This is a genomic window from Aquisphaera insulae (genome assembly GCF_011064615.1).
Lineage (GTDB): Bacteria > Planctomycetota > Planctomycetia > Isosphaerales > Isosphaeraceae > Aquisphaera > Aquisphaera insulae.
In genome coordinates this window covers 265,581-285,804 of sequence record NZ_JAALJH010000001.1, presented here as the reverse complement: position 1 = coordinate 285,804, position 20,224 = coordinate 265,581, and the positions used below count along the sequence as shown (strand labels likewise).

Sequence of the window (20,224 nt, the reverse complement as noted above, 5' to 3'; positions counted from 1 at the left end):
TGGCTCGATGGACTCAATACTGCCAGCGATCGACGATTCGCGACAGAAATTCGTCGAACGACTCTCCGGCGACGCAAATGATCCCAGGACCTGCCTCGTCGATCGGTCCCGGCAGGTCGTCAGTGATTCTGACCCATGATCCTGTCGCTCTGGGAGTTGCGCGATTCGTTGCGACGCGATTGAAGACCGGCTGACGCCTCGGAACGCTTGGCCGGCGCGAGACTTCGCAGGTTACCAGATCTGGTTACGGCAAATCGGGTGGGGCCTACATCGCCCGCTGGGAATTCGGAAATGGTCAAAGAATGTCCTGTTCGGACGAAAAAAGCAACGGCGATCGCATCTCCTCGCCGTCGAGGTCTGCGGGCCCACCACGAAATGGCGATGAGTGGGTCCACATTTCAATGCGAATCGGAGTGGAGACGAAGGGGATCGAACCCTCAACCTCCTGGTTGCAAACCAGGCGCTCTCCCAATTGAGCTACGTCCCCCCGGCGTGTCGAGAGGAGGGAATCTCGGTCTCCCCCTTGCCGACGGAGTTTCATGTTAGCGTCCGGGGCCGGGCCTGCCTAGGTGGCGCCCGGCGAACCCGTGACCTCGGGCCGAAATCGCCTAATTCGGTCCTTTGAGCCACTCCCTGGCGGCGAGCACGGCGCGAGCTCGGGTGGGATGGGGGAAGGCTTGCCAGGAGGGGGGAGCGCCGTCGGGGCTGGTGATCCTCTCCAGCCACTGCTGGATCATCTGGGGGGACTGGCTCACCATCACGGAGCGACGCACCTGCCCGGTGGGCAGGTGCTGTTCGTAGAGGACGAGGTAATAGGGCATCGGGTCGAAGCCCTTTTGCTTGGTCAGCTTCTTCAAATAGGCTTCGACGGCCCTGTCGATCTTCTTGAGGTCCGCGCCGAAGGCCTCGCGGAAGAGGGCCGTCTGCTCCTCGGGCGACTTCGGCACGAGCGGCGGCAACTGGCTCATGCTCTTCAGGAAGGCGACGAACTCGGCCTGCCGCTTGAAGGCCAGGTAGTGGACCATCGCCCAGGCCGGGGCATATTCCGTCGGCGTCAGGTGCGTCTTGCGGATCATGGACTCCAGCAGCGTCCGGCCCGGCTCTCGGACAGGCTCCTTCGGGCCTTCGTCCTGGCCCGGGATGTCGAGGGAGAGCGGGTCGTTCAGCTCGCGGAGCGTGGCCATGTGGAGGCTGTTGACCAGGCCGATGCCGTCCCAGGCGGGCTTGCCTCCCTTCCTCGGGATCGACGGCGACGCACAGTACTCGGCCAGGCCCTCGACGAGCCAGATCGGCCAGGCGCTCAGCCGGGGCTGCACGCCGATGTTCTGGAGGATCTGATGCGTCCCTTCGTGGGCCACGGTTTGCGGCTTCCGGAGCGCCGCGACCTCCGGTGAATCCTGATCGCGACTCGAGTTCTCGTAAAAGATGATCCGGTTGGAATAGATCTCATAGAAAGCCTGCACGTCCGGGCCCACCTCGTGGCTCGCCCGGAAGTCGCGCTCGCTGGCGTGGATGACCGCGACCAGGGGAAACTCCGCATCCGAGACCGTCATTTCGTTCTTGCGGAAGGTCTCGAGGAGTCGGCCGTAGAGGTCCTCGAGGACCTTCGCGCTCTCTTCCGCGAAGCCCCGAGAGGACTGGTAGAAGACCAGGTAGTGAGTCGTCTGGTGCACCCGAAAATCCGCGAGCGGCCCCTTCTGAAGGTGCGTCTTGACCTCATCGGCCGACATCGGACGGAACGCCTCCGCCGTGGGGACCAGCACGTCCGGGACGCCGAGTTGACCGTCCGGGAGCAGGAGGACCGCCTTCCCATCGTGCTCGCCGTAGAGCCTGGTCACGACGGGGTTGCCGGCATCATCGCGGACCAGGAACCGGCGGCCCTGCATCGGGCCGTCGTCGTGGACGGCCCGCGCGGGAGAGCTGTCCGATCCGGAGACCTGGACGGAGCCGCCCGCGATCGGAGGCGGCCCCGAGGCGTTGCTCAGACGCCTCGCGTCGATGGTCAACGGCGGAGGAGCGGGGGTGACGGTCGATGGTCCCGCGCCCGAGCTCGATGATTCGGACACCGGTGCGGCGATGGTCGACCGCATGAACTCGCTCGGGGCCCCATCGGCCTCCGGCCCGCGCGCGGGCCGAGCCTCGGCGGCGATCCCGGCGGCAGCCTCTTCGTGGAAGACTCTCGAGGAGCCGAACGTCGAGCGTGACTCGGCGGCGCCGGTCCCGAAACCGATCAGGATCCCCATCATCGCGACGCCGAACACGCCAAGCGACCATCCGAAGCCAATGGACTCGACCAGTGCGGAGACAAGCGGATGGGATCGTGGTCGGGGGCCAGAGGAGTGCTGGTGACGAGGAATCCGGGCGTCCTCGCCGCTTCCCTCGCAGGCATTGACCACCGCTTCCATGGCCGGGATACTCTCGGACGCGTTGTCTGAATGAATTCGGCGGACGGGACAAGGGAAGTGTACCACCGCCCACGACCCCGCGTGAAGTGCGCGGGGGGGCGTGCTCGCCGTTTGTCGAGTCGGACTTCAAACCCGCGCGTGCCTGGTTGCAATGCGCATCCGGTGAGGCCGCCCGGCTGGCAAAGAGCCCTGTTCAGGCCGTGGCCGAGTCGAGCGGACTCCTCCAGATCGGCTGGGTCGGGAAGAGGATCCTCGCGGCATCCAGGGCGGTGGCCGTGGAGGCGAGGAAACCTTCTTCATGGCTCGCCGCGTCGATCCCGGAATGGCCCATCAGGAGACGAACGAGGGAAGGGGGGCTGAGTGTCAGGTAGCGCCGGCTCAACTTGTCGGGCTCGATCCGAGACTGCTTGCCGTCGATGTGGATCATCCAGCGATGATCCTCGCTGGCGATGCCGAGCTCCAGCGGCAGCGTCGCGTCGGCCTCGGCCGCGCGGCGGTTCAGCTCCGGCAGGATGGCGGTGAGGAATTTGCCGACGTCGGGGATGTGGGACATCGACACCGTCCCGTCGATCAGGTCGTCGTCCACGAGGCGGCCGCCCGCGGCCTGGAACGACTCGATCACCGGGTGATTGGTCGGAGCATGGACCGTGACGCGGGGGTAGGCGCGTTCCAGGGCCTCGGCCCGGACGCGGCCGAGGAGGGCGCGGAGGGCCTGGGGGTGGGCCGGATCCGAGGCGATCTCGAGGATCTTGTGGTCCTTGACGAAGGCATAGCCGCGGACGGCCTCGCCCTGGCAGGCAACCCAGATCACGTGGGCATAGCGGCGACCGATCAGCCACCGCCAGTATTCCTCGGAGCGGACGACCGAGCCGGAGACGTTCGCGAACTGGGATTCGTAGAGCGTCATGAGGTCGGAGAGCTCGACTTGCCGCCAGGGGCGGACGTGCCAGAAGCCTCCCTTCCCCTCGACAACGCCGTCGCTCACCTGGGGCAGGTTCCGGCTCAGGGCCTGGGCATAGGACTGTCGGCCGCACACCCCCCAGCCCAGAGGCCGATAGAACTGGGGCATGCCCGTCGTCAGGACCTGGAGTCCCCGGCCCGTCGCCCTGGCCCGCTCGTCGGCCAGACGCATCAGATTCTGGGCGAACCCCAGCCCGCGGAATTCGGGCAGCGTCCCAACCCACATCACTCCGTTCATCGGCAGCATGGCCGAACCATAGCGGACCACACGTTCGGTGAGGTGGGCATGGCTGACGATTCGCCCATCCACCTTGGCGAGGAGCCTCTGGTCGGGCCGATAGGCGGGATCGCTGAGCGCACCGAGGAACGTGTCCCTGTCCGGACCGTGGAAGACGTGCAGGAGGGTCTGATAGACCGCTTCGTGATCGGCCTCAGTCCCCAGGCTATATTCCACCGAGCCGCGGCGAAACGGATAACGGATCGCCGACGATGAGCCTTTCATCGAATCCACCGTCCTGGAACGGCGACGCGGATGGCGAGGACTGTCAGCCGAAGACCAGGGAGATCCTACGCTACTCATCTCGCAACGCCTTCCCAGATTGTACGGGCTGAAATCGGCCGCCGCCGCAACCAAGGTCCTGACCGGGAACATTTTACGCTAGCAATTCACGACCGCATCCATGATCGCCCCTTCGGTGGCGTCGGGGTTCCTGGAATTTGCAGAATCGGCCATCACCGACATCACATGCTGCAATCGCCGCGCCGAATGGAGGATGAAGGGAAACTCCCGACTGCGGGTCACGAGATTCCACCGAAGATCCGCAATCGCTTGTTGCTTCAGTCGTTGTGTCGTCTGCATCCGGCCCGCGACGAGGGGCCGGAGTCGTCCATTGACGTCCTGAATCGCCCGGTATCGCCGAATTCTCTCGTCCCGAGTGCCCGGCTCGTTAGCAATCCAACGACTTTTCTCATCAATCAGAGTACGCACCTCCGGCGTCGTCGGTTCATCCACAAACCGATCGGGATTGTAGGTCATCCTGCGGATGGACTGCTCGAGTGCGAGGAGTGTCTCCGGGCCGGCGGGCTTTTCCGGGAGCCCGAGTCGCTGGGTGAGAGAGAGGGTGAGGAAGCGAGGCGGCTCGATCCCGAAGAATCGCGCGGCGATGGCATCCCCCAGCTCGTCATACTTGGCACCCCCGATCCCGTGGATGAACATGTCGCCCATCAGGTGGCGTGCAAACATGGTGGTGGTGAGGGCGCGGGTACGAAGTCGGACGCCGCGGGCCGGCAGGTCGGCGAGCCTTTCGACCGCGCAGCACGCATCGCGATCCGCGGCCAGGGGAAGTTCCAGGAGGGTCTCGGATTCGCCGGCGATCCGGAGCCTCATGGATTTCTTCTCCTGGAGGACGAGGAGGGCCCTGCGCCGGGGTTCGCCTTGCCGCCAGGCCCAGAACGGGGCCTCGCGCCATTCGCCCTGGAGGCCGAGGTCGGCGACCGGATGGCTCTTGCTCCGGATGCCGTAGTGCCGCCTGTAGTCGGCCAGGGCGGAGTTGTGCACCTCCTGGAACCGCGGCAACTGGGCGAGGATGTGCGAGGCGAACCAGAGGAATCCCTCCCCCTGGCAGAGCTCACTGAGGGGGATCTCGAGGTTGGAGATGCCCCACTCGGCCTCGATCTCGCGGCGGGCCAGGGCCAACCGGAGGCCCAGCGTGGGGATCTCGGACGCTCGCCGGACCGCCCGCGGCCAGAATCCGTCAAGAATGGGATCGGCGATCTGAGCGGGGAGGACCTTGCGGACGCGGGCCGGGAAGCTGGCGAAGAGGGCCTCGTCGTGGACCCGAAGGTCCTCATAGGGCCATTCCCCCATCCAGCGATCGAACTCGATTCGGACGGCCCGGGCCCTGTCTCGCTCGAGCAACGGGACCCGGATCGTCGCCGATTTCGGGATGTCGTTGTCGACGATCATGTTGAGGGCGATACCCCCGCAGGCGGAGGCCAGCGAGGCGGCGGCGAAGTTCTTGACCCAGACTCCGGGATGGAAGAGCTCGGGCTGGTGTCCCGTCACGATGAGCGGGGGGAGCAGCACGGTCTCGTCGGCCGACGGGACGTCCGGGGCGTCGATGCCGTGCCGCGCCAGGAAGGCGGAAGCGCGTGCGAGCACGTCGCGCCGGACCTGCTTCCTCAGCAATCTGGAGCTTCGTCCCTGGAAGTCGTGATCCCAGGCGCGGAGCCGGGTCGAGGTCCTGGAGATCTCCCCGAGCGCCTCGGCGAGTGGAGGAACCGCCAGCAGGGCGCCGTCGGTCGAGGGAGCCCGCAGGCGGTTGTCTTTCATCCGCGACATCCTCCGGCCGTCTCGAGCCCCGCCCCTCGCATCGCGTCCTGGAAGACGCTCCGGTAGTGCTTGAGGCGATAGTCCGAGTCATCGAGCGCCCCGCCGAAGGCGCGTTCCTCGTCGAGGTAGATGAGGGGGACCGGCACCTCCACGATCGACATGCCGTGGCGAGCCGCCTGGACCCAGACCTGCAAGGGCATGGCGTAGCCCAGGTCCGTGATCTCGAACTTCTCGAGCGCCGATCGTCGATACGCCTTGAAGCCGCAGAAGGCGTCCGTCAGGTTGAAGCCCAGGCATTCGTTGAGCCAGCGGGTCACTTCAACATTGATCCGCCGCCGCTCTTCCGGGGGCCGCTGCGAGGGGTCGAACACCCGCAGGTAGCGGCTCCCGGAGACGATGTCCGCCTCGGCGAGCCCGGCCGCAACCTCGGGGATCATGTGCGGCTCATGCTGGCCGTCGCAGTCGAGCGTGACGAGCCCGTCGTAGCCCCCCTCGATGGCCCGGCGAAAGGCCGACCTCAGCCCGGCCCCGTAGCCGAGATTCCGGGGGTGGCGAACGACCTCGACCTCCCCAAATTCGCGGAGCAGCTCGGGAGTGCGGTCTGTCGACCCGTCGTCCACGACCAGGACGTGCTCGGCGTGGCCGACCACCTCCCGGAGCACCGACCTGATGTGCTTTTCTTCATTGTGGACGGGGATCGCGGTGAGGATTCTCATGAGGGGCCGGCCCGCGGGGTGCTCGAACACAGTCGCCGGCGACGATCCGGATCGCGGCGTCTTCAAAGGACCTACGCATTCTAGGTCGGGCATGCACGAAGTCAACGCCGGGCGTCGCCGCGGCGGCGTCGAGGCCCTTGACCGGGGCGACGGCTGGTTTCTAGCATAAGGCTTTGATCACGAGTCGACCGAGTGCGCGGTCGACCTCCCTTGCGCCATTTTCCATCCCTCATCGCGAATTGCGGTCCCCACTGATGTCAGACCCCCAAGCGACACCGCCCTCACCGGATGCCGACGCCCCTCTGGCCGGAGCGACCCCGGACCAGGCTCCCGACGCCGCGAGCGCCCCCGACGCAGCCGAGCCCCTCCCCGAGCCCGAACCGTGGACGCCCGAACGCGTCCTCGAATGGAACGCTTATTATGACATCTACGTGATGTTCGCGGCGCTCCTGCTCGTGTTCGTGGCCTCGGCGGTGCGGGTGGACGCGCGGAACTCGGTCCTCTGGACCCACCTCAAGACCGGCGAGCTGATCGCCGCCAAGGGGACGCCGGCGCTGGGGAACATCTTCTCCTATTCGAACCCCGATGCGTCGTGGGCGGACGTTTCCTGGCTCTTCCAGTTGAGCCATTCCGCGCTCTATCGAGCGGTGCGGGACTTCGTCCCGGTGAATCCGGCTGATCCGACGGGCAACGTGGCCTCCGCGGATCAGATCGGGGTGGGCTGCCTGATCGCCCTCGGGGCGATCGCGCGGCTCCTGACGGCCTGGGTGCTGATGAGGATTCGGCGGCCGGGGCCCGGGCTCTGGTGGTCGGCACTCTGCACGGCGGTGGCCCTCGGCGTGCTGATCGGCCCCGGCGCGTCCGGGGGTGGCTCGTTCATCCGCATCCAGCCGGGGGGGATCGCCGGGCCCGGTGCGGTCGCGCCGAGCACCTGGGGGGCGTTGCTCCTGTCGATCGAGCTGCTGCTGCTCCACCGCGCCTTCAACCGGGCGAAGACGAGGGCGCTCTACGGCCTGATCCCCCTGTTCATCGTCTGGGCCAACCTGGACGAGTCCTTCCTGCTGGGCTTGCTGATCCTGGCCGCGTCGGCGGTCGGGCGGATGCTCGACGGGTCCGCGGCGGGGAACCAGGCGATCTCCCCTCCGGAAGACCCCGGGGTGCCGGTCGAGAAGCCTTCGATCGGGGACCTGCCGCGTCCGGTCGGGACCTCTCTGGTCTGGCTGATCCTGGGATTGAGCGTCGCGGCCTGCCTGGTCAATCCGTTCACGTACCGGGCGTTCGTCGCCGCCGCGTCCCCGTTCGGCCGCGTCTTCGCGGCGAGTGAGATTGCCCGGGCGGGTGAGATCTCCTATTTCGGCTCCCAGATCCAGAGCTTCTACAAGTCGTGGTACTGGTTCACGGTCTTCTACCTCGTCATGGTCTGCCTGGGCCTGGCGAGCTTCCTGGTCAATGCCCGCCGGTTCACCTGGACCCGCTTCCTCCCGTTCGCCTTGACGGCCGCGCTCTGGGCTCTCTTCATGGGGCTTCGCCAGGAATACGCCGTCGTCTTCGCCGCGGTGGCCTCGCTCAACGGCCAGGAATGGTATCTCGACAAGTTCGGCACGCGGGGCCGGCTCGGCTCGGGATGGAACGCCTGGTCCACCGGCGGGCGGCTCGTGACGCTCTCGCTGCTCTTCTTCTTCGTCGGGGTCGCGATCACCGGCTGGCTCACCGTCCCCGGCCAGCCGCGGTTCGGCTTCTCGTACGACCCCGGCGAGTTCCCCTTCGAGGCCTCCGAGTTCCTGGCACGGAACAACGACATCGTCGGCAATGTCTTCAACTCGACCGCCGCCCAGGGAGACGCCCTGGTCTGGAAGGCTTACCCGGGGCGGAAGAACTTCTATGACGACCGCTCCAACGTCTTCCCGCAGGGCCTGCTCGAGGAGCAGAGGAAGCTCAGGCTCGCCCTCAGGAACGACGAGGAGGAGACCTGGAAGCCCGCCCTCGATCGGCTGGGCGTCAACACCGTGATGATCGACGCGGACGGGGCGCCGGAGACCGTCCGCCGCCTCTCACGGAGCCCGCGCTGGATCCCCTATTACGACGACGGCCTGACCATGCTGTTCGGCCGAGCGGACGCGCCCGAAGCGGAGCGGAAGGCCTTCCAGAACAATCGGCTCGATCCGAACCTGCGTGCCTTCCGGATCTCGTCCGCGATCCCGGCCGCCGACCGGCCGCCGACGCCGACCACCTGGATCGACCAGATCTTCCGCAACCGAATCCTCGGGCTCGCAGAGCCGCATACCAACGCGGCGATTCGATGGCTCCAGGGGATCGGGGCGGACACGGCGGAGGCCTCGACCCCGGATCCGGCCCGCTGCCTGCTCGCCATCCGGGAGGCCCGGACCGCCCTGGCCAGGAATCCGGACGACTGGGTCGCCTACCGCCTCCTCAACCTCGCCTACCGCCTGCTGTCTTCCCAGGAGACCGCGATCCTGGGGGGCATGCCCGTGACGGCCGAGAACCTGCCCCGGATCAACATGCTCTCGCCGAATTACACGGCCCTGGGACTTCGGTTCCAGCAGCGGGTCACCGTGCTCAACTACGCGATCCAGACCAATCCGCCGCCGCAAACCGCCGACGACCGTCGCGAGCTCGGGCAGCTCACGTACGAGCTGTTCCAGCTCTTCGGCCAGGCCGGCTTCGTCGACCTCGCCCGCGATCGGCTCCAGATGCTCCTGGACATGAGCCAGAGCGGCGACCTGCCCGACGACGCCCGGGCCCGCTACGAGCAGCAGCTCGCCGAGCTCTCGGAGCGAGTCCAGCAGATCGACGAGAACACCCTCAACCTCCAGGTGGAGCGATCCGCCGGGCCGGTCGAGAAGGCGATGTACGCCCGCGAGCAGGGGGCGGTCGGCCGGGCGATCAGCGAGCTGGAGGAAGCGTACCACCAGAACATGAGCCCCGTCATCGTCAAGCCGCTCCTGGTCGACCTCTACTGCTCGACCGGCCAGCCCGACCGGGCCATGGAGCTGCTCTCCGTCGGCGCGTCGGAAGACCCGTCCCTCGGATCGGAGCCGGGCGCGTCCTACCGGCGACAGGGCCTGATCTACCTGCTGCTGGGCAACTACCTCTCCGCGGCCAATTTCTGGCAGGAGAGGGCCATCCCTCGGCTCCGCTACGAACGCACCAGCCGGGCCCTGAGCACGGCCCAGTTCGTGAGCCGAGGCGACCTCGTCAGCGCGGCCAGCACCGACCTGACCCTCGCGAACCTGCTGGGCCAGCAAGCCGGCTGGGAATTCGAGCTGGGCGTCTGCCTGCTCGAATCCGGCACGCCCGACCGCGCCGCCGATGCCTTCTCTCGGGCGCTCAAGCTCGAACCGTCCACTCCCTATCGCCCCCTCATGGCCTATTATATGGATCAGATGGGCCGTGCCGTCCCACCCGAGGCCCCCTCGAAGGCTGAGGCCCCCAAGGCTGAAGCCCCCAAGGCTGAGGCCCCCAAGCCCGAGGCCCCAAAGCCCGAGGCCCCAAAGCCCGAGGCCGCCAAGGCTGAGGCCCCCAAGCCCGAGGTTGCCAAGCCAGAGGGAGCAAAGCCCGCGGTCGAGCCGTCCAAGCCGCGGTCCTGAGCCGCGGCCTACTTGACCAGGATGACGTTGTCGATCCGGCAGACGATGTCCTGGAAGTCGTCGTTATCCGAGTATTCCCAGCCGATCAGGTAGCTGCCTGGGACATCCTTGCCGGTGGTCCTATCCCGGACGGGGTAGATCATCGCCTTGTAGGGCTGCTTCCTCAGGCGGGCGTTGACGGCCGCGACGACGGCGGGCTCGGTGAAGACGCCGCCGTCGTCGAACCGGTCGTTCGACGCCCAGAGGCCGAACGGCCCGTCGCCCGGATCGAACCGGGTCACCGAGCCGGCTTCCAGGGGCGGCGGGAGGTTCCGGTCCGCCTTCAGGTCCTCGGCGGTGTTCTTGAACGTGTAGGTCCAGAGAGGGCGCTTGACCGGCAGGCCGTCCGGGCCCGTGCGATACCATCCGCATCGTGATCTCGAGGGGAGCCCGAGCGCGATCAGGGGGGTGAACGTCACCTCGCCGGGGCCCGACCTGCGGAAGCGGCCGATCGCCTTCGCGGCGGTGGTCTCGACCGGGTTCTTCAGGTCCCCGAACATCGAGAGCCCGTAGCGTTCCTCCAGCAGGACTTTCCAGTCCGGCTCTCCCGGCCCCGGAGCCACCTTCGGCTGGGCCGGAGTCTGGCCGGACGCGGTGCAGATGGCGAATGGGACCAGGGAGACGAGCGACAAGGTCAGACGACGGATCGTCAATCGCGCGAGCATGGTGGTCTTCCTGTTGGTGCAATCGCAGGGGCGCGCGAACCGGCCCGGCATCCCAGGGAATGCCGGGCCTGGTTCCAGGGGTAGGTCGCGAACCGGGGGTCAGGATCAGCCGACCTTGAAGCCGGCCAGCTTGGTCAGGATCGCCTGCAGGATCTCCTTGAACTTGTCGGAGAGGCCGGGGACCTTGAGGACGGTGTCGGCGACGTCTTTGAGCTTGCCGAGCTGCTCCGTGGCGATCTTGGCGATGGCCGCCTTGCCGGCCTCGTTGAGCTTGTCGTAGATCCCCTTGAATCCATCAACCTTGGTCGACAGGTCGGTCAGCTTGGGGAGGGAGGCTTCCGCGGTGGGGCCGTCCTTCACGCTGCCGAGGATCTCGGCGAGGGTCGTGTAGGCCGAGCCGAGATCCTTGGTGAGGGTGGAGACCTGCGCGACGGCCTCGGCGGCGGGTGCGACGGGTGCGGCCGTCACGACCGGCGCGGACTTCGACGCGTCGGGCTCGGACTTGGCGACGGGGGCCCCCTTGGTCGGAGCGGGCTCGACGCGGGCGCGGTTGGCATCGCCCTGGTCCGGTGCCACGACCGGGGCCTCGTTGCCCGACAGGAAGTACCAGGCCAGTCCGCCCAGGACCAGCACGCCGACGAGCGGGAGCAGCCACCCCGGCAGGCCGGCGGCCTCGTCGCGGGCGGCCGCGGCCGCCTTCTGGGCCGCATGGCCGGCCGCGCCGGCCGCGCCGGTCAAGCTGCCAAGGCCGGGAACATCCGCGAACGAGAGGCCGGGCGGGAGGGCGGCCTTGATGTTGGCCTTCTGGTCCTCGAAGAAGGATGAGACCGTCTGCGACGTCAGCGGCTTGCCCGACAACTGCTTGGCGATCATGCTCAGGATGAACGGGGCGAGCGTCCCGAGCAGGCCCTTGAGCTGACTGGCTCCCACCCCGGCGAACTTGCCGAGGATCCCGATGATGATCGGCAGCGCGGCGGATCCGAAGAGGGACGACAGCCAGCCGATCCCCTTCTCCTGAAGCGAGGACAGATCCGGACCCGATAGGACATCGCCGAGATTGCCATCCTTGCTCGGATCCACCGTCTTGAGCGCGTTCGCGAGCTTGTCCGCTCCCCCGCTCGTGGAGGCCAGGCTGCTCAGGAGCGCCAGCAATCCGGGGACCGCGGCGCCGAGTGCGCTCTTCGTCCTGTCCTCGCTTTCGCCGAGCAACGCGCTGATCTTGCTCAGGACCTCGCCCGTGACTTGCCCCTTGATCGCATCAATGATGTTCATGAAGACCCTCAAGAGAGAGAGAGGTGGTGATCGGTTCTCCATCCTGGAGGTCGATCGACTACATGCCAGCTCGAGCTAAATGCTCACCCGCCTCATCTCAATACGCGCAAGCAGCAAAGAAGCAACTCCCAACCGGCCTAGGCTCTCCTTTTTGTAGGTGAATGCATGTGAAACGGCGCCGCGACGACCGATGCAGGATCCCGTCCGAGCACCCGCTTCCGGTGGGACCGGGCCGCCGAATCGAGCCGACGCCGAGACGAGGCGCGGCCCCGGGCGTCATCCTCCCGGAGTCGAGTCCAGGGACTCTCGCAGTTTCTTCGCCTCGGGGTGGCCGGGATCTTCCTTGAGGATGGCTTCCAGGGTCTTCCGGGCGTCGTCACGTCGGCCGAGGCCGAGCTGGGCGTGGGCAATCTTGGTGCGAACGTCGTTCGGCTTCTTCACCTTCAAGGAGAGCGCGGTCTCGTATTCCTCGATCGCCCCGGCGAGCTTGCCGGTCCCCGCGCTGGCGTCCGCGAGGATGACGTGGGCGGTGGGGTCGTAGACGTCGATCTGGAGCCATTCCTCGGCCCATTTCGCCGCCTCTCCGGGCCGGCCCGCGGCAAGGTGCCGCTCGGCCAGCTCCTTGCGGATGGTGATGTCGTCGGCGTCGTTCGCCGCGATCATCGCCAGATCCTTGAGGAACTGATCCGTCCGCTTCTGCCGGACGTGAATCCGGGCCAGGTTGGCGATCCACTTGGTGTTGTAGGGGTTATCCTTGCGGGCCAGCTCGAAGAGCTTCTCCGCCTCGTCGAGCAGGCCGGCCTTCATCCGGAGCTGTCCCAGGAGATCGACGACCCGCTCGTCCGGCTTCGACTCGTCGAGGGCCGGCTCCAGGACGGACCGGGCCGCGTCGTCATCGCCGATCGTCGTGAGCAGCCGGGCCTTCACGTAGCTCGCCAGCGGATGATGCGGCCTGAGCGAGAGGGCCTTCTCCGCGAGCGGGCGGGCCGCCTTGTAGTCGCGGCGGGCGTAGTGCTCGTAGGCCATCTGCGCGTTCAGGTCCGGGTCGTCCGGCTTCTGCTTGAGCTGCCGCTCGAGCTGCGAGAACTTGACCGGCTTCTCGTCGCTGTTCACGCGGACCCGGATCGTCTTGATGACCTCGTCCAGGTAGGCGAGATAGCCCTTCTCGAAATCGGGCTTGTCGACGCCGAAGCACTCACGGATGGCCCGGTCGGTCGTCAGCCCGCGACGGTAGGCCATCAGCAACTTGATCAGGGCGTCGTCCCCGAAGCGTTTCAGCATGTAGCGTGCGTAGAGCTGGGCCTGGCAATAGGCCATCTGACGATCCTCGGCCTCATTCGGGCGGATGAAGCCGAGATTGATGGTGTCCAGGTTCAGGAGCTTGGACCGGCCGGGGACTCGCTCCAGGAGCATCCTGTTCCATTCCTGGGGCCGCGGGAAGCCCTCGCTCTCGACGGCGAGGGCCTCGGTGTACCAGTGCGGGATGTTGAATTCGGTCTGCTGGAGCGTGATCACGTGCACGAGTTCGTGCTTGAGCACGCGGGCCCAGTTGAAGGGCTTACCCGTGGCCTTCGGACTGGCGAGCGCGACGACCTTGCCCGTGCAGGCCCCCACGGTCGGGATGAACGGGAGGCCGATGGTCCGGCCGCTGAACCACTGGTGGTTCTTCATGATCTCGATCCGGGTCCGTCCCGGCGGGACGTAGCCGAAGCGGGTCGTCAGCTCGTCGAAGATCGACTCCAGGTAGCGCGACATGTACTTCCCCAGGAGCTCGTCCTGGGTCGGATCCACGAGCACGCTGTAGTGCCGCGACTCGATCGGGGAATACGCCTCCATGTGCTTGAGGACCTTCATCATGTTGTCGGCCCGGACGTTGAACGGGTCGGCGGCGAAGGCCTCATCGAAGAGGCTCCGCGCCTCGGCCTCGCGGCCGATCTGCATGTAGAGCATCCCCAGGCCGATCGGGGCATCGGCGCGGGTGGGATCGGCCTGGGCGGCGAGCAGGAAGGCGCGCTCCGCGGAGAGATACTTGCGGCGATCGGCGAGTCGCTCCCCCACGGCCGCGTAGAAGGTCGCGGGCCGCGGGCTGTTCGCCAGCGCCATCAGCTCCGCGGCCTGCGCCCCGGGCGCGTCCACGAGCAGCCTCCGCGAGGCCGCCAGCCGGCCCAGGGCGTCCTCGTCGCGCGGGTTCTCGGCGACCGCCTTCTCGGCGGCCTTGAGCGCGTCGGCGAATCGCTCGTCGGAGATGTTCAGGTCCGCCAGCAGGACGTGGGCCGGCCCGAAATGCGGGTTGATCTCGAGGGCCGCCTCCCCCTTCTTCCGACCGGCCGAGAGCCGATAGCCTTGCAGGTCCGCCTGCCCGAGCGTGACGAGCACCTCCGGCGAGAGCGGGTTGATCTGCTGCGCCCGGGCCAGCTCCTTGGCGGCCGCCCGCTCGTTGTAGCCCGAGAGGAATAGCTTCCCCTCCAGCCAGGGGGCCTGCCAGCAATTCGGGTCGGCCCGGAGGGCGGCCTCGTAGATCTCGTTGATCACGTCGTTGAGAGCCCCGCTGAGGTCCTCGCCCCGGGCCGTCGAGCGATAATAGCGCTCGGCCGCCTGGCCGACGATCAGCAGGTTCTCGGCGTTCCGGGCGAGGTCGTCGGGCCGGCCGTTGCGGTGATCGACGAACCACTTGCAGGCCGCAATCGCCTCCTCACGCCTGCCCCGCGCCTCGAGCAGCCGCGCCACGACCCAGCGCGCCGGGATGTGGTCCGGGGCGACCTCCAGGGCCTTCTTCGCGGCGGCCTCCGCGTCCCCCCAGGCCCCTCTCAGGAAGTGAAGGTCGGCGAGTCTCGCGATCCCTTCCGCATTCTTCGGCTGCTCGGCGATGAGCGCCTTGAGTCCCTCGACGGCCTTCCCCGTCTCGCCCTGACTGGCCTGGCACTCGGCCCGACCCAGGGCGACGGCGGCCCTCACGGCCGGTGTGGCACCGCCGGGCTGCTTGCCGGCGTCGGCGAGTGCCGATGCGTAGGCCTCGTCCGCCTCGGCGTAGCGACCGTTCTGGAGCAGCCGCCTGGCGGCGTCCAGCCCCTTCGGAACGTCCGCGGGCGCCTGGGCCAGGATCATCAAGGCCGCCAACACGATCCCATGTCCCATGTCCATCCTCCTGAGTCGAGCCGGTCCGACGTCCTCAACCTTACCAAAGCGTTCCCTCCCTTTGCACGGGGCCGAGGATTTGACGAGGATCATTCAGGCGCAATCATGGCTCGGCCTGGCTTCGTTTCGATTCGACGCCGAACCGGTGAGCGAGGGCGACGCCATCGGCCTGCCCCTCCCCGAGCCGATCGACGCGATTCCGACGGAGGGGCCTGCCCCCGCTGCCGTGGAGATCGGCCCATTCCATCAGCCCACGCCGGTCAGCGATCAGGCCGATGACAGACTCGAGGACGGCCAGATCGTCGAGCTCTGGGGCGACTTCCCGGTCAAGGCGGGGCGATGAGACGTCCGGTCGGATTGAGACCTTCTCAGGGCGTCGCGGGGAGGACCAGCCGGATCGGGTCCCCAGACCGGAGCGTTACCACGACGGGACCGTCGACTCCGGGCGACGAGACGATGATGGTCGGCGCCTGCGGAGGATCTCGCTTGACCTTCTCTTCGATCGGCTTGATCTGGTCGCCCGACCAGGTCAGTCGGCCGGCACCGTCGGCGATGCCTTGGGCGTCCGCCGCCCGAGAACCGGGCGCGAAGAAGAGTGCACGAGCGGCATAGGCCGGCGTGACGCCGTCTGGCAGGAGGACCGTGACGGAGAATCCCCGGGGGCTCGAGTCGAGGACGGGGATCCCGCCGATCATCCGATCAATCCTTCCGCTGTAGGACGTCGTGGGCTTCCGGGCGGCGAACTGCTCCCGTTCCGCGTCCTCGCCCACGAACGTCGGAACGACCGTGCTGGCCGAGCCCCCCGGTGCGAGAACGAGCCCTCGAACCAATCCGTAAGGCCGATTGTGTGCGATCTCACCGGACTGGGCGCTGAGCTCGGATAGGTTCGGATACGAGCCCGCGAAAACGTCGAAGGTCCCCGGCACGAGGTTCTCGAACCGCGCCACGCCGTCGCTCCCGGTCTGCGCCATGGGTTCGGTGAGATCCTCGAACTCGCCAAGTACGCCCTTGGACCGGGTCCCTTCCCAGCCGCCACCGATCAGGAATCTCCCGTCACCCGCGGCGAGCCGAACCGTGATTCCCTCCAGGTTCCGGCCGTCGTGGACGACCCGGACCTGCAACGACGTCCCGGTCCCGGACCTGGGCAAGGTGAGGTCAAGGCGGGCCGGTTCCCGCTCGTCGTCTTCCAGGGCGGGATCCGGCCCCGGCGCAAAGCCGACGACGGGCGGTCGACCGTGGGAGGTCGCCAGGATCGTCATCGTATCCACCAGGGGATACAACCGGCCGTCGAAATGGTAACGACCCGACTCGTCCGTGATCGTCTTGCGAACGTCGAGGTTGACCCGCCACGTCGTGTCGTGACAGGGAGCCTTCAGGTAGACGACCTCTCCGGGGCACGGTCTGCCGTCCGGGTCGCGAACGATCCCCTCCACCCAGGTGATCGTCTTGTTGATATCGCCGAAGAACGTGCGTTTCAGTCGGGCGTTCTGCGTCTTCGCCTCGTCGCTGGCGTCCGGGAGCGACGGCTTCGCGGCGTCCAATCGTCTCGCTCCGACCGCGGGCGATTGGCCCAGGACCAACAACGCCGCCAGGACGATGCCGTGGGCCATGTGCGTCCCCCGTGTCGAAGCCGATCGGCTTCCACCGAGCAACAGGATCCCAGTCGCCGATCGGTCAGGGCTCCCGACCGGAGATTTGCACCCGAATCTTCGGAATCGTCCCTTCCGACTGGGCCCTCGGCACCTGGAAGCCGTGGGCTCCGGAATCACCTTCCACGAGGAGGGAATGGAGCCCGGGCTCCAGGCCTCGAACGAGCGCGGCGCCTTGATCGTCGGTCCGGTAGGACAACGGGACGGTCGTGATGGGGCCGGCCCGGCGACGGATCGTGAACGATCGTCCGGCGACCGGTCGGTTCCCGGAACCAACGAGAGTCAATTCCACCGAGGCCCCCGGCGCCGGGACGTCGAGATCGACCGGGACGGGCCGCTGCCCCGCCACCACCTCAATGGGAACGGCCTCCGACAGCCAGATGTCGTCGCGAACGGCCTGGACCTGGTAACGGCCGGGGGCCAGGTCGGGGAACTCGAACCGGCCCTCGGGATCGGAGGTGACTTCGCGGTCGAAAGCCGGCCCGAGGACGCCACGGCCATCGGCGGCGATCACGACCCGGATCTGGGCCTGGTCGCGAGCGGTCGCCGGGCGTCCGCCCAGGGTGACTCGTCCGGCGGCTGAAGCCGTTGGCGGCAGGACCAGCCGCGCAGGCTTCGACGGGTCGACGACCGCGACGACCGGCCCGCTTCGACCCGGCAGCCAGGCGGCGATCGTTGGCTGCTTCACCGGCTCCAGCCCCTTCGCGTGGGAACGACCCGTCGACATCCAGAGGCCCGCCCAGGTGAGGCCTCCGGCGCCGTCGGCGATGCCGCGGGCCACCGGTTCGCGACCGCCGGCCGGCCAGAAGAGGGCCCGCGCGGCGTAGGCGGGCGACTCGCCATCGGCCTGGACAACCGTCGCGGAAAAGCCTTCCGGACCGGAGTCGAAGAGGCGAATGCCCCCCAGGTCCAGGCCGACTGGCCGGTTCGAGGTGGTTTGTATGGTCTCCGCGTTCGCAGGCCCCGCGTCAACCTCGGTGTGGATGACCCGGCCCGCCTGGACATCGATCGGAAACGACCAGCGCCGTGCGGTCGGGGTGCCTGCATCCCTTGGGTCCTCCTGAATCTCGAGCGGCCACCGTCCCGGGCGAAGCGGGCCGATCAGGTAGGTTCGGGTCGGGCGATCCAGCTCGAAGCCGCGGTAGCTCTGATACGGTCCGTCATCCCGAAGGCTGACGAAGGGATCGGACGCCTCTTGATCCCGGGGCATCCTCAAGACCGCACGCACGTATCCGACGGGCTCCGCCTTCAGGTCGATCGACACCTCGGCTCCCGAGGTCACGTCAACCTCGCGCTCGAAGACGATGATATGGTCCCGAAGGGCCTCATCTTCCAGATGATTCCGTCCTGTCTGCGGGAGCGGGGCCTGCAATCGGTCCCGGAGGAAACCGAGGAGCCGATATCTTCCCGAGGGGAGATCGGCGAAGGTCACGATGCCCGCGGCGTCGGTCGTCCCGATCGGATCGGTCGGATCCGCGAACGGTCCCACGATCGTAATGCTCCCCGATGCTGGCTTGCCCGCCGTGTCGAGGAGCCGGGCGCGGATCGAACCCGGCTCGCGACGGACGGCGCGGACCGTGACGGGATCCTCGCGGGGGGCCGCGGGCGAGACCGCGATCGTGCTCTCCGCTCGATAGCACGGCTCACCCTGGACGGAGTATCGCGACGAGGTCGCGTTCTGATAGAGGAGCTCCACCGTCCACAAGCCCGGGCTGCCGAACTGGAACTGGATCACTCCCTCCGCATCGGTGTTGACGAAGGTCGTCGTGGTCTCAGATCCACGCCCGAATCGGAGCGTGATCGGCCTCCCCGCGACCGGGCTGCCATCGGGGGCGAGGAGCCGTATTCGGGCCGAGTCGCGATGCGGATACACGCCCATCCTGGCCTCGAGCCGGCCTCCGGGTGGGACGGCCAGGCCGCGGACGATCCCCGAGGGGGGCGCCGACTGGCCTCCCCCGAAAAGCTGGGGGAAGGCCATCATCTCGGGAGCGACGCCCGCCGTCAGTTGGAAGGTGCCGGGCATCAGATTCTCGAACCGTGCCAGGGCCTCCTGATCCGACCGCCTCAGGGGGGATACGAGGTCGGTCAAGGCGTCCCGTTCGGTGACCCTCACCGCGCCGGCGTAACCCGGTTGGTCGAGCAGCACGCCATCGACGGGTGAAAGCCAGATCGGGACTGCCTCCAGCCCCTTGCCGTCCTCCTCGACCTGGACCCGGACCGAGGCCGCCGCCGAGGCCGGCGCGAGCGTCACGTCCAGTCGCGCTGGCTTCCGCTGACTTTCGTCCTGATACGAATTGGGACCGGGAGCGTAGGCGACGACCGGGGGCCGGCCCGACGCCGTCGCCACGATCGTCATCGTCCCCATGGAAGCGAGCAGAGGGCCCTCAAAACGATACCTCCCGTCCCCGCCGGACGTCGCCCGGTGGACCTCCTCGTTCAATCGACGGCCGCCGTGATGCTGGGTGCGCAGATAGAGCGTGGCCGCGGGCAAAGGCCGGCCCTTCTCGTCCCGGACCGTGCCTTCCACCCAGGTCAGGATCGCCTTGGGGTCGCCGTTCATGCCGCGATTGACTCGCTGGCTCTCCCTGATGACCTCCGGCGATGCGGGCTTCCGGTCGTTGATGACGACGTCCCTGAGCACCTGGCCGGGCTCGGGGTTCAAGGTTGCCGAGGATGCCGTGCCTTCTTTCGAATCGCTCCAGATGGACAGGCGGCATTCTCCCGCGGGGACGTCAACCACGGTGAAGCGTCCCTGGTCGTCGCAAGGTGTCCTCGGACCGACCTCATACCCGAACGGTCCCCGGTGCAGGGCGATGGTCGTTCCAACGACCAGCAGGCCCTGGGCCAGGCGGCCCTCGATGCGGGCAAAGCGAGCCAGCGGCGGGAGCGTGGTGCGTGTAACCTGGCCGGCGACGATCTCAACCCTCCCCGTGGCCCCGTAGCCAACCCCCGGCACCCGGATCGCGAACGGCCGAGTGCCCTCGAAGGCTCGGAATCGGATGCCGCCGTTGCGATCGGTCTTGCCGGCATAGACCAGTGCCGCCCTGACGAGATTTCCCCCCTCGTCGCCCATGACGAGCTGGACGGCTCGATCCTCGAGCAGGGCGCCGTCGGGCCCGCGGACGGTCGTCTCGACCTCGCCCACGGGCGGGGATTCGACGACCAGTACCGCCTCGGGTCCCTCGCCCTTCCAGCGGGCCTGGATCTGCGGAGTGACCTGGTCGAGGGCCGTCCGGTTCTGAGAGTTCCCCGGCTCGCGATCGTCGTCGAGCTCCAACCGCCAGGCCCGTGCGTCCTCGGCCCGGAGCCGGAACATGGGCCCAAGCTGACCGTCGCCGGGCGCGACGACGAAGGCCGAGGATGGAGGAACCTCGAACTGCCCTTGTTCGTTGGTGATGGACGCCGGACCGGCCTGGTTCGGCTCCATCCAGATCCGGGCCCCC

11 protein-coding genes and 1 tRNA gene are annotated in these 20,224 nt (G+C 67.7%); 2 read left to right on the top strand and 10 right to left on the bottom strand.

Annotation, left to right across the window (positions count from 1 at the left end):
* Window positions 1-414 precede the first annotated feature (414 nt).
* The 5 genes from G6O54_RS01020 to G6O54_RS01000 form a co-directional block, all read right to left on the bottom strand.
* Window positions 415-487, bottom strand: a tRNA-Ala gene (locus tag G6O54_RS01020).
* Between the two features lie 121 nt (window positions 488-608).
* Window positions 609-2,261, bottom strand: coding sequence for a DUF1570 domain-containing protein (locus G6O54_RS01015; RefSeq protein ID WP_165219274.1), 1,653 nt, complete (start codon window positions 2,259-2,261; stop codon window positions 609-611).
* Between the two features lie 337 nt (window positions 2,262-2,598).
* Window positions 2,599-3,867 (bottom strand): GNAT family N-acetyltransferase, encoded by a 1,269-nt coding sequence (locus G6O54_RS01010; RefSeq protein WP_250846651.1) that lies wholly within the window; start codon window positions 3,865-3,867, stop codon window positions 2,599-2,601.
* Between the two features lie 156 nt (window positions 3,868-4,023).
* Window positions 4,024-5,697, bottom strand: a complete 1,674-nt coding sequence (locus tag G6O54_RS01005; RefSeq protein ID WP_205678637.1) for a hypothetical protein — start codon at window positions 5,695-5,697, stop codon at window positions 4,024-4,026.
* A complete protein-coding gene (locus tag G6O54_RS01000; RefSeq protein ID WP_165219270.1) occupies window positions 5,694-6,413 on the bottom strand; it encodes a glycosyltransferase family 2 protein in 720 nt (239 codons plus the stop codon). The genes G6O54_RS01005 and G6O54_RS01000 overlap by 4 nt, the downstream gene beginning before the upstream one ends.
* Before the next feature lie 254 nt (window positions 6,414-6,667).
* Between G6O54_RS01000 and G6O54_RS37245 the strand changes: the two genes are divergently transcribed.
* A complete protein-coding gene (locus G6O54_RS37245; RefSeq protein WP_205678636.1) occupies window positions 6,668-10,021 on the top strand; it encodes a tetratricopeptide repeat protein in 3,354 nt (1,117 codons plus the stop codon).
* An 8-nt stretch (window positions 10,022-10,029) separates the two neighbouring features.
* On the opposite strand, the gene G6O54_RS00990 is transcribed toward G6O54_RS37245, so the two are convergent.
* The 3 genes from G6O54_RS00990 to G6O54_RS38490 form a co-directional block, all read right to left on the bottom strand.
* A complete protein-coding gene (locus G6O54_RS00990; RefSeq protein WP_250846650.1) occupies window positions 10,030-10,725 on the bottom strand; it encodes a hypothetical protein in 696 nt (231 codons plus the stop codon).
* 105 nt (window positions 10,726-10,830) lie between these two features.
* Window positions 10,831-11,997 carry a DUF937 domain-containing protein gene (locus G6O54_RS00985; RefSeq protein WP_165219268.1) on the bottom strand — a complete coding sequence of 389 codons (1,167 nt, stop codon included), beginning with the start codon at window positions 11,995-11,997 and terminating at the stop codon, window positions 10,831-10,833.
* 276 nt (window positions 11,998-12,273) lie between these two features.
* The gene (locus G6O54_RS38490) at window positions 12,274-15,132 is read right to left on the bottom strand and encodes a tetratricopeptide repeat protein (protein WP_165219266.1); all 2,859 of its coding nucleotides are present in this window, start codon (window positions 15,130-15,132) and stop codon (window positions 12,274-12,276) included.
* Between the two features lie 145 nt (window positions 15,133-15,277).
* On the opposite strand from G6O54_RS38490, the gene G6O54_RS00975 reads away from it, so the two are divergent.
* Window positions 15,278-15,475, top strand: coding sequence for a hypothetical protein (locus G6O54_RS00975; protein ID WP_165219264.1), 198 nt, complete (start codon window positions 15,278-15,280; stop codon window positions 15,473-15,475).
* Between the two features lie 25 nt (window positions 15,476-15,500).
* Here G6O54_RS00975 and G6O54_RS00970 read toward each other — a convergent pair whose 3' ends face one another.
* Both G6O54_RS00970 and G6O54_RS00965 read right to left on the bottom strand, forming a co-directional pair.
* Complete coding sequence (locus tag G6O54_RS00970) at window positions 15,501-16,742, bottom strand: carboxypeptidase-like regulatory domain-containing protein (protein ID WP_165219262.1); 1,242 nt, start codon at window positions 16,740-16,742, stop codon at window positions 15,501-15,503.
* Between the two features lie 64 nt (window positions 16,743-16,806).
* Window positions 16,807-20,208 carry a carboxypeptidase regulatory-like domain-containing protein gene (locus G6O54_RS00965; RefSeq protein WP_165219260.1) on the bottom strand — a complete coding sequence of 1,134 codons (3,402 nt, stop codon included), beginning with the start codon at window positions 20,206-20,208 and terminating at the stop codon, window positions 16,807-16,809.
* Between the last annotated feature and the right edge of the window lie 16 nt (window positions 20,209-20,224).

Bases quoted from the DNA above. Each gene is read 5' to 3' on its own strand.
- G6O54_RS01010 (WP_250846651.1), bottom strand. From the start codon at position 3,867: ATGAAAGGCTCATCGTCGGCGATCCGTTATCCGTTTCGCCGCGGCTCG.
- G6O54_RS01005 (WP_205678637.1), bottom strand. From the start codon at position 5,697: ATGAAAGACAACCGCCTGCGGGCTCCCTCGACCGACGGCGCCCTGCTG.
- G6O54_RS01000 (WP_165219270.1), bottom strand. From the start codon at position 6,413: ATGAGAATCCTCACCGCGATCCCCGTCCACAATGAAGAAAAGCACATC.
- G6O54_RS37245 (WP_205678636.1), top strand. From the start codon at position 6,668: ATGTCAGACCCCCAAGCGACACCGCCCTCACCGGATGCCGACGCCCCT.
- G6O54_RS00990 (WP_250846650.1), bottom strand. From the start codon at position 10,725: ATGCTCGCGCGATTGACGATCCGTCGTCTGACCTTGTCGCTCGTCTCC.
- G6O54_RS00985 (WP_165219268.1), bottom strand. From the start codon at position 11,997: ATGAACATCATTGATGCGATCAAGGGGCAAGTCACGGGCGAGGTCCTG.
- G6O54_RS38490 (WP_165219266.1), bottom strand. From the start codon at position 15,132: ATGGGACATGGGATCGTGTTGGCGGCCTTGATGATCCTGGCCCAGGCG.
- G6O54_RS00970 (WP_165219262.1), bottom strand. From the start codon at position 16,742: ATGGCCCACGGCATCGTCCTGGCGGCGTTGTTGGTCCTGGGCCAATCG.
- G6O54_RS00965 (WP_165219260.1), bottom strand. From the start codon at position 20,208: ATGGAGCCGAACCAGGCCGGTCCGGCGTCCATCACCAACGAACAAGGG.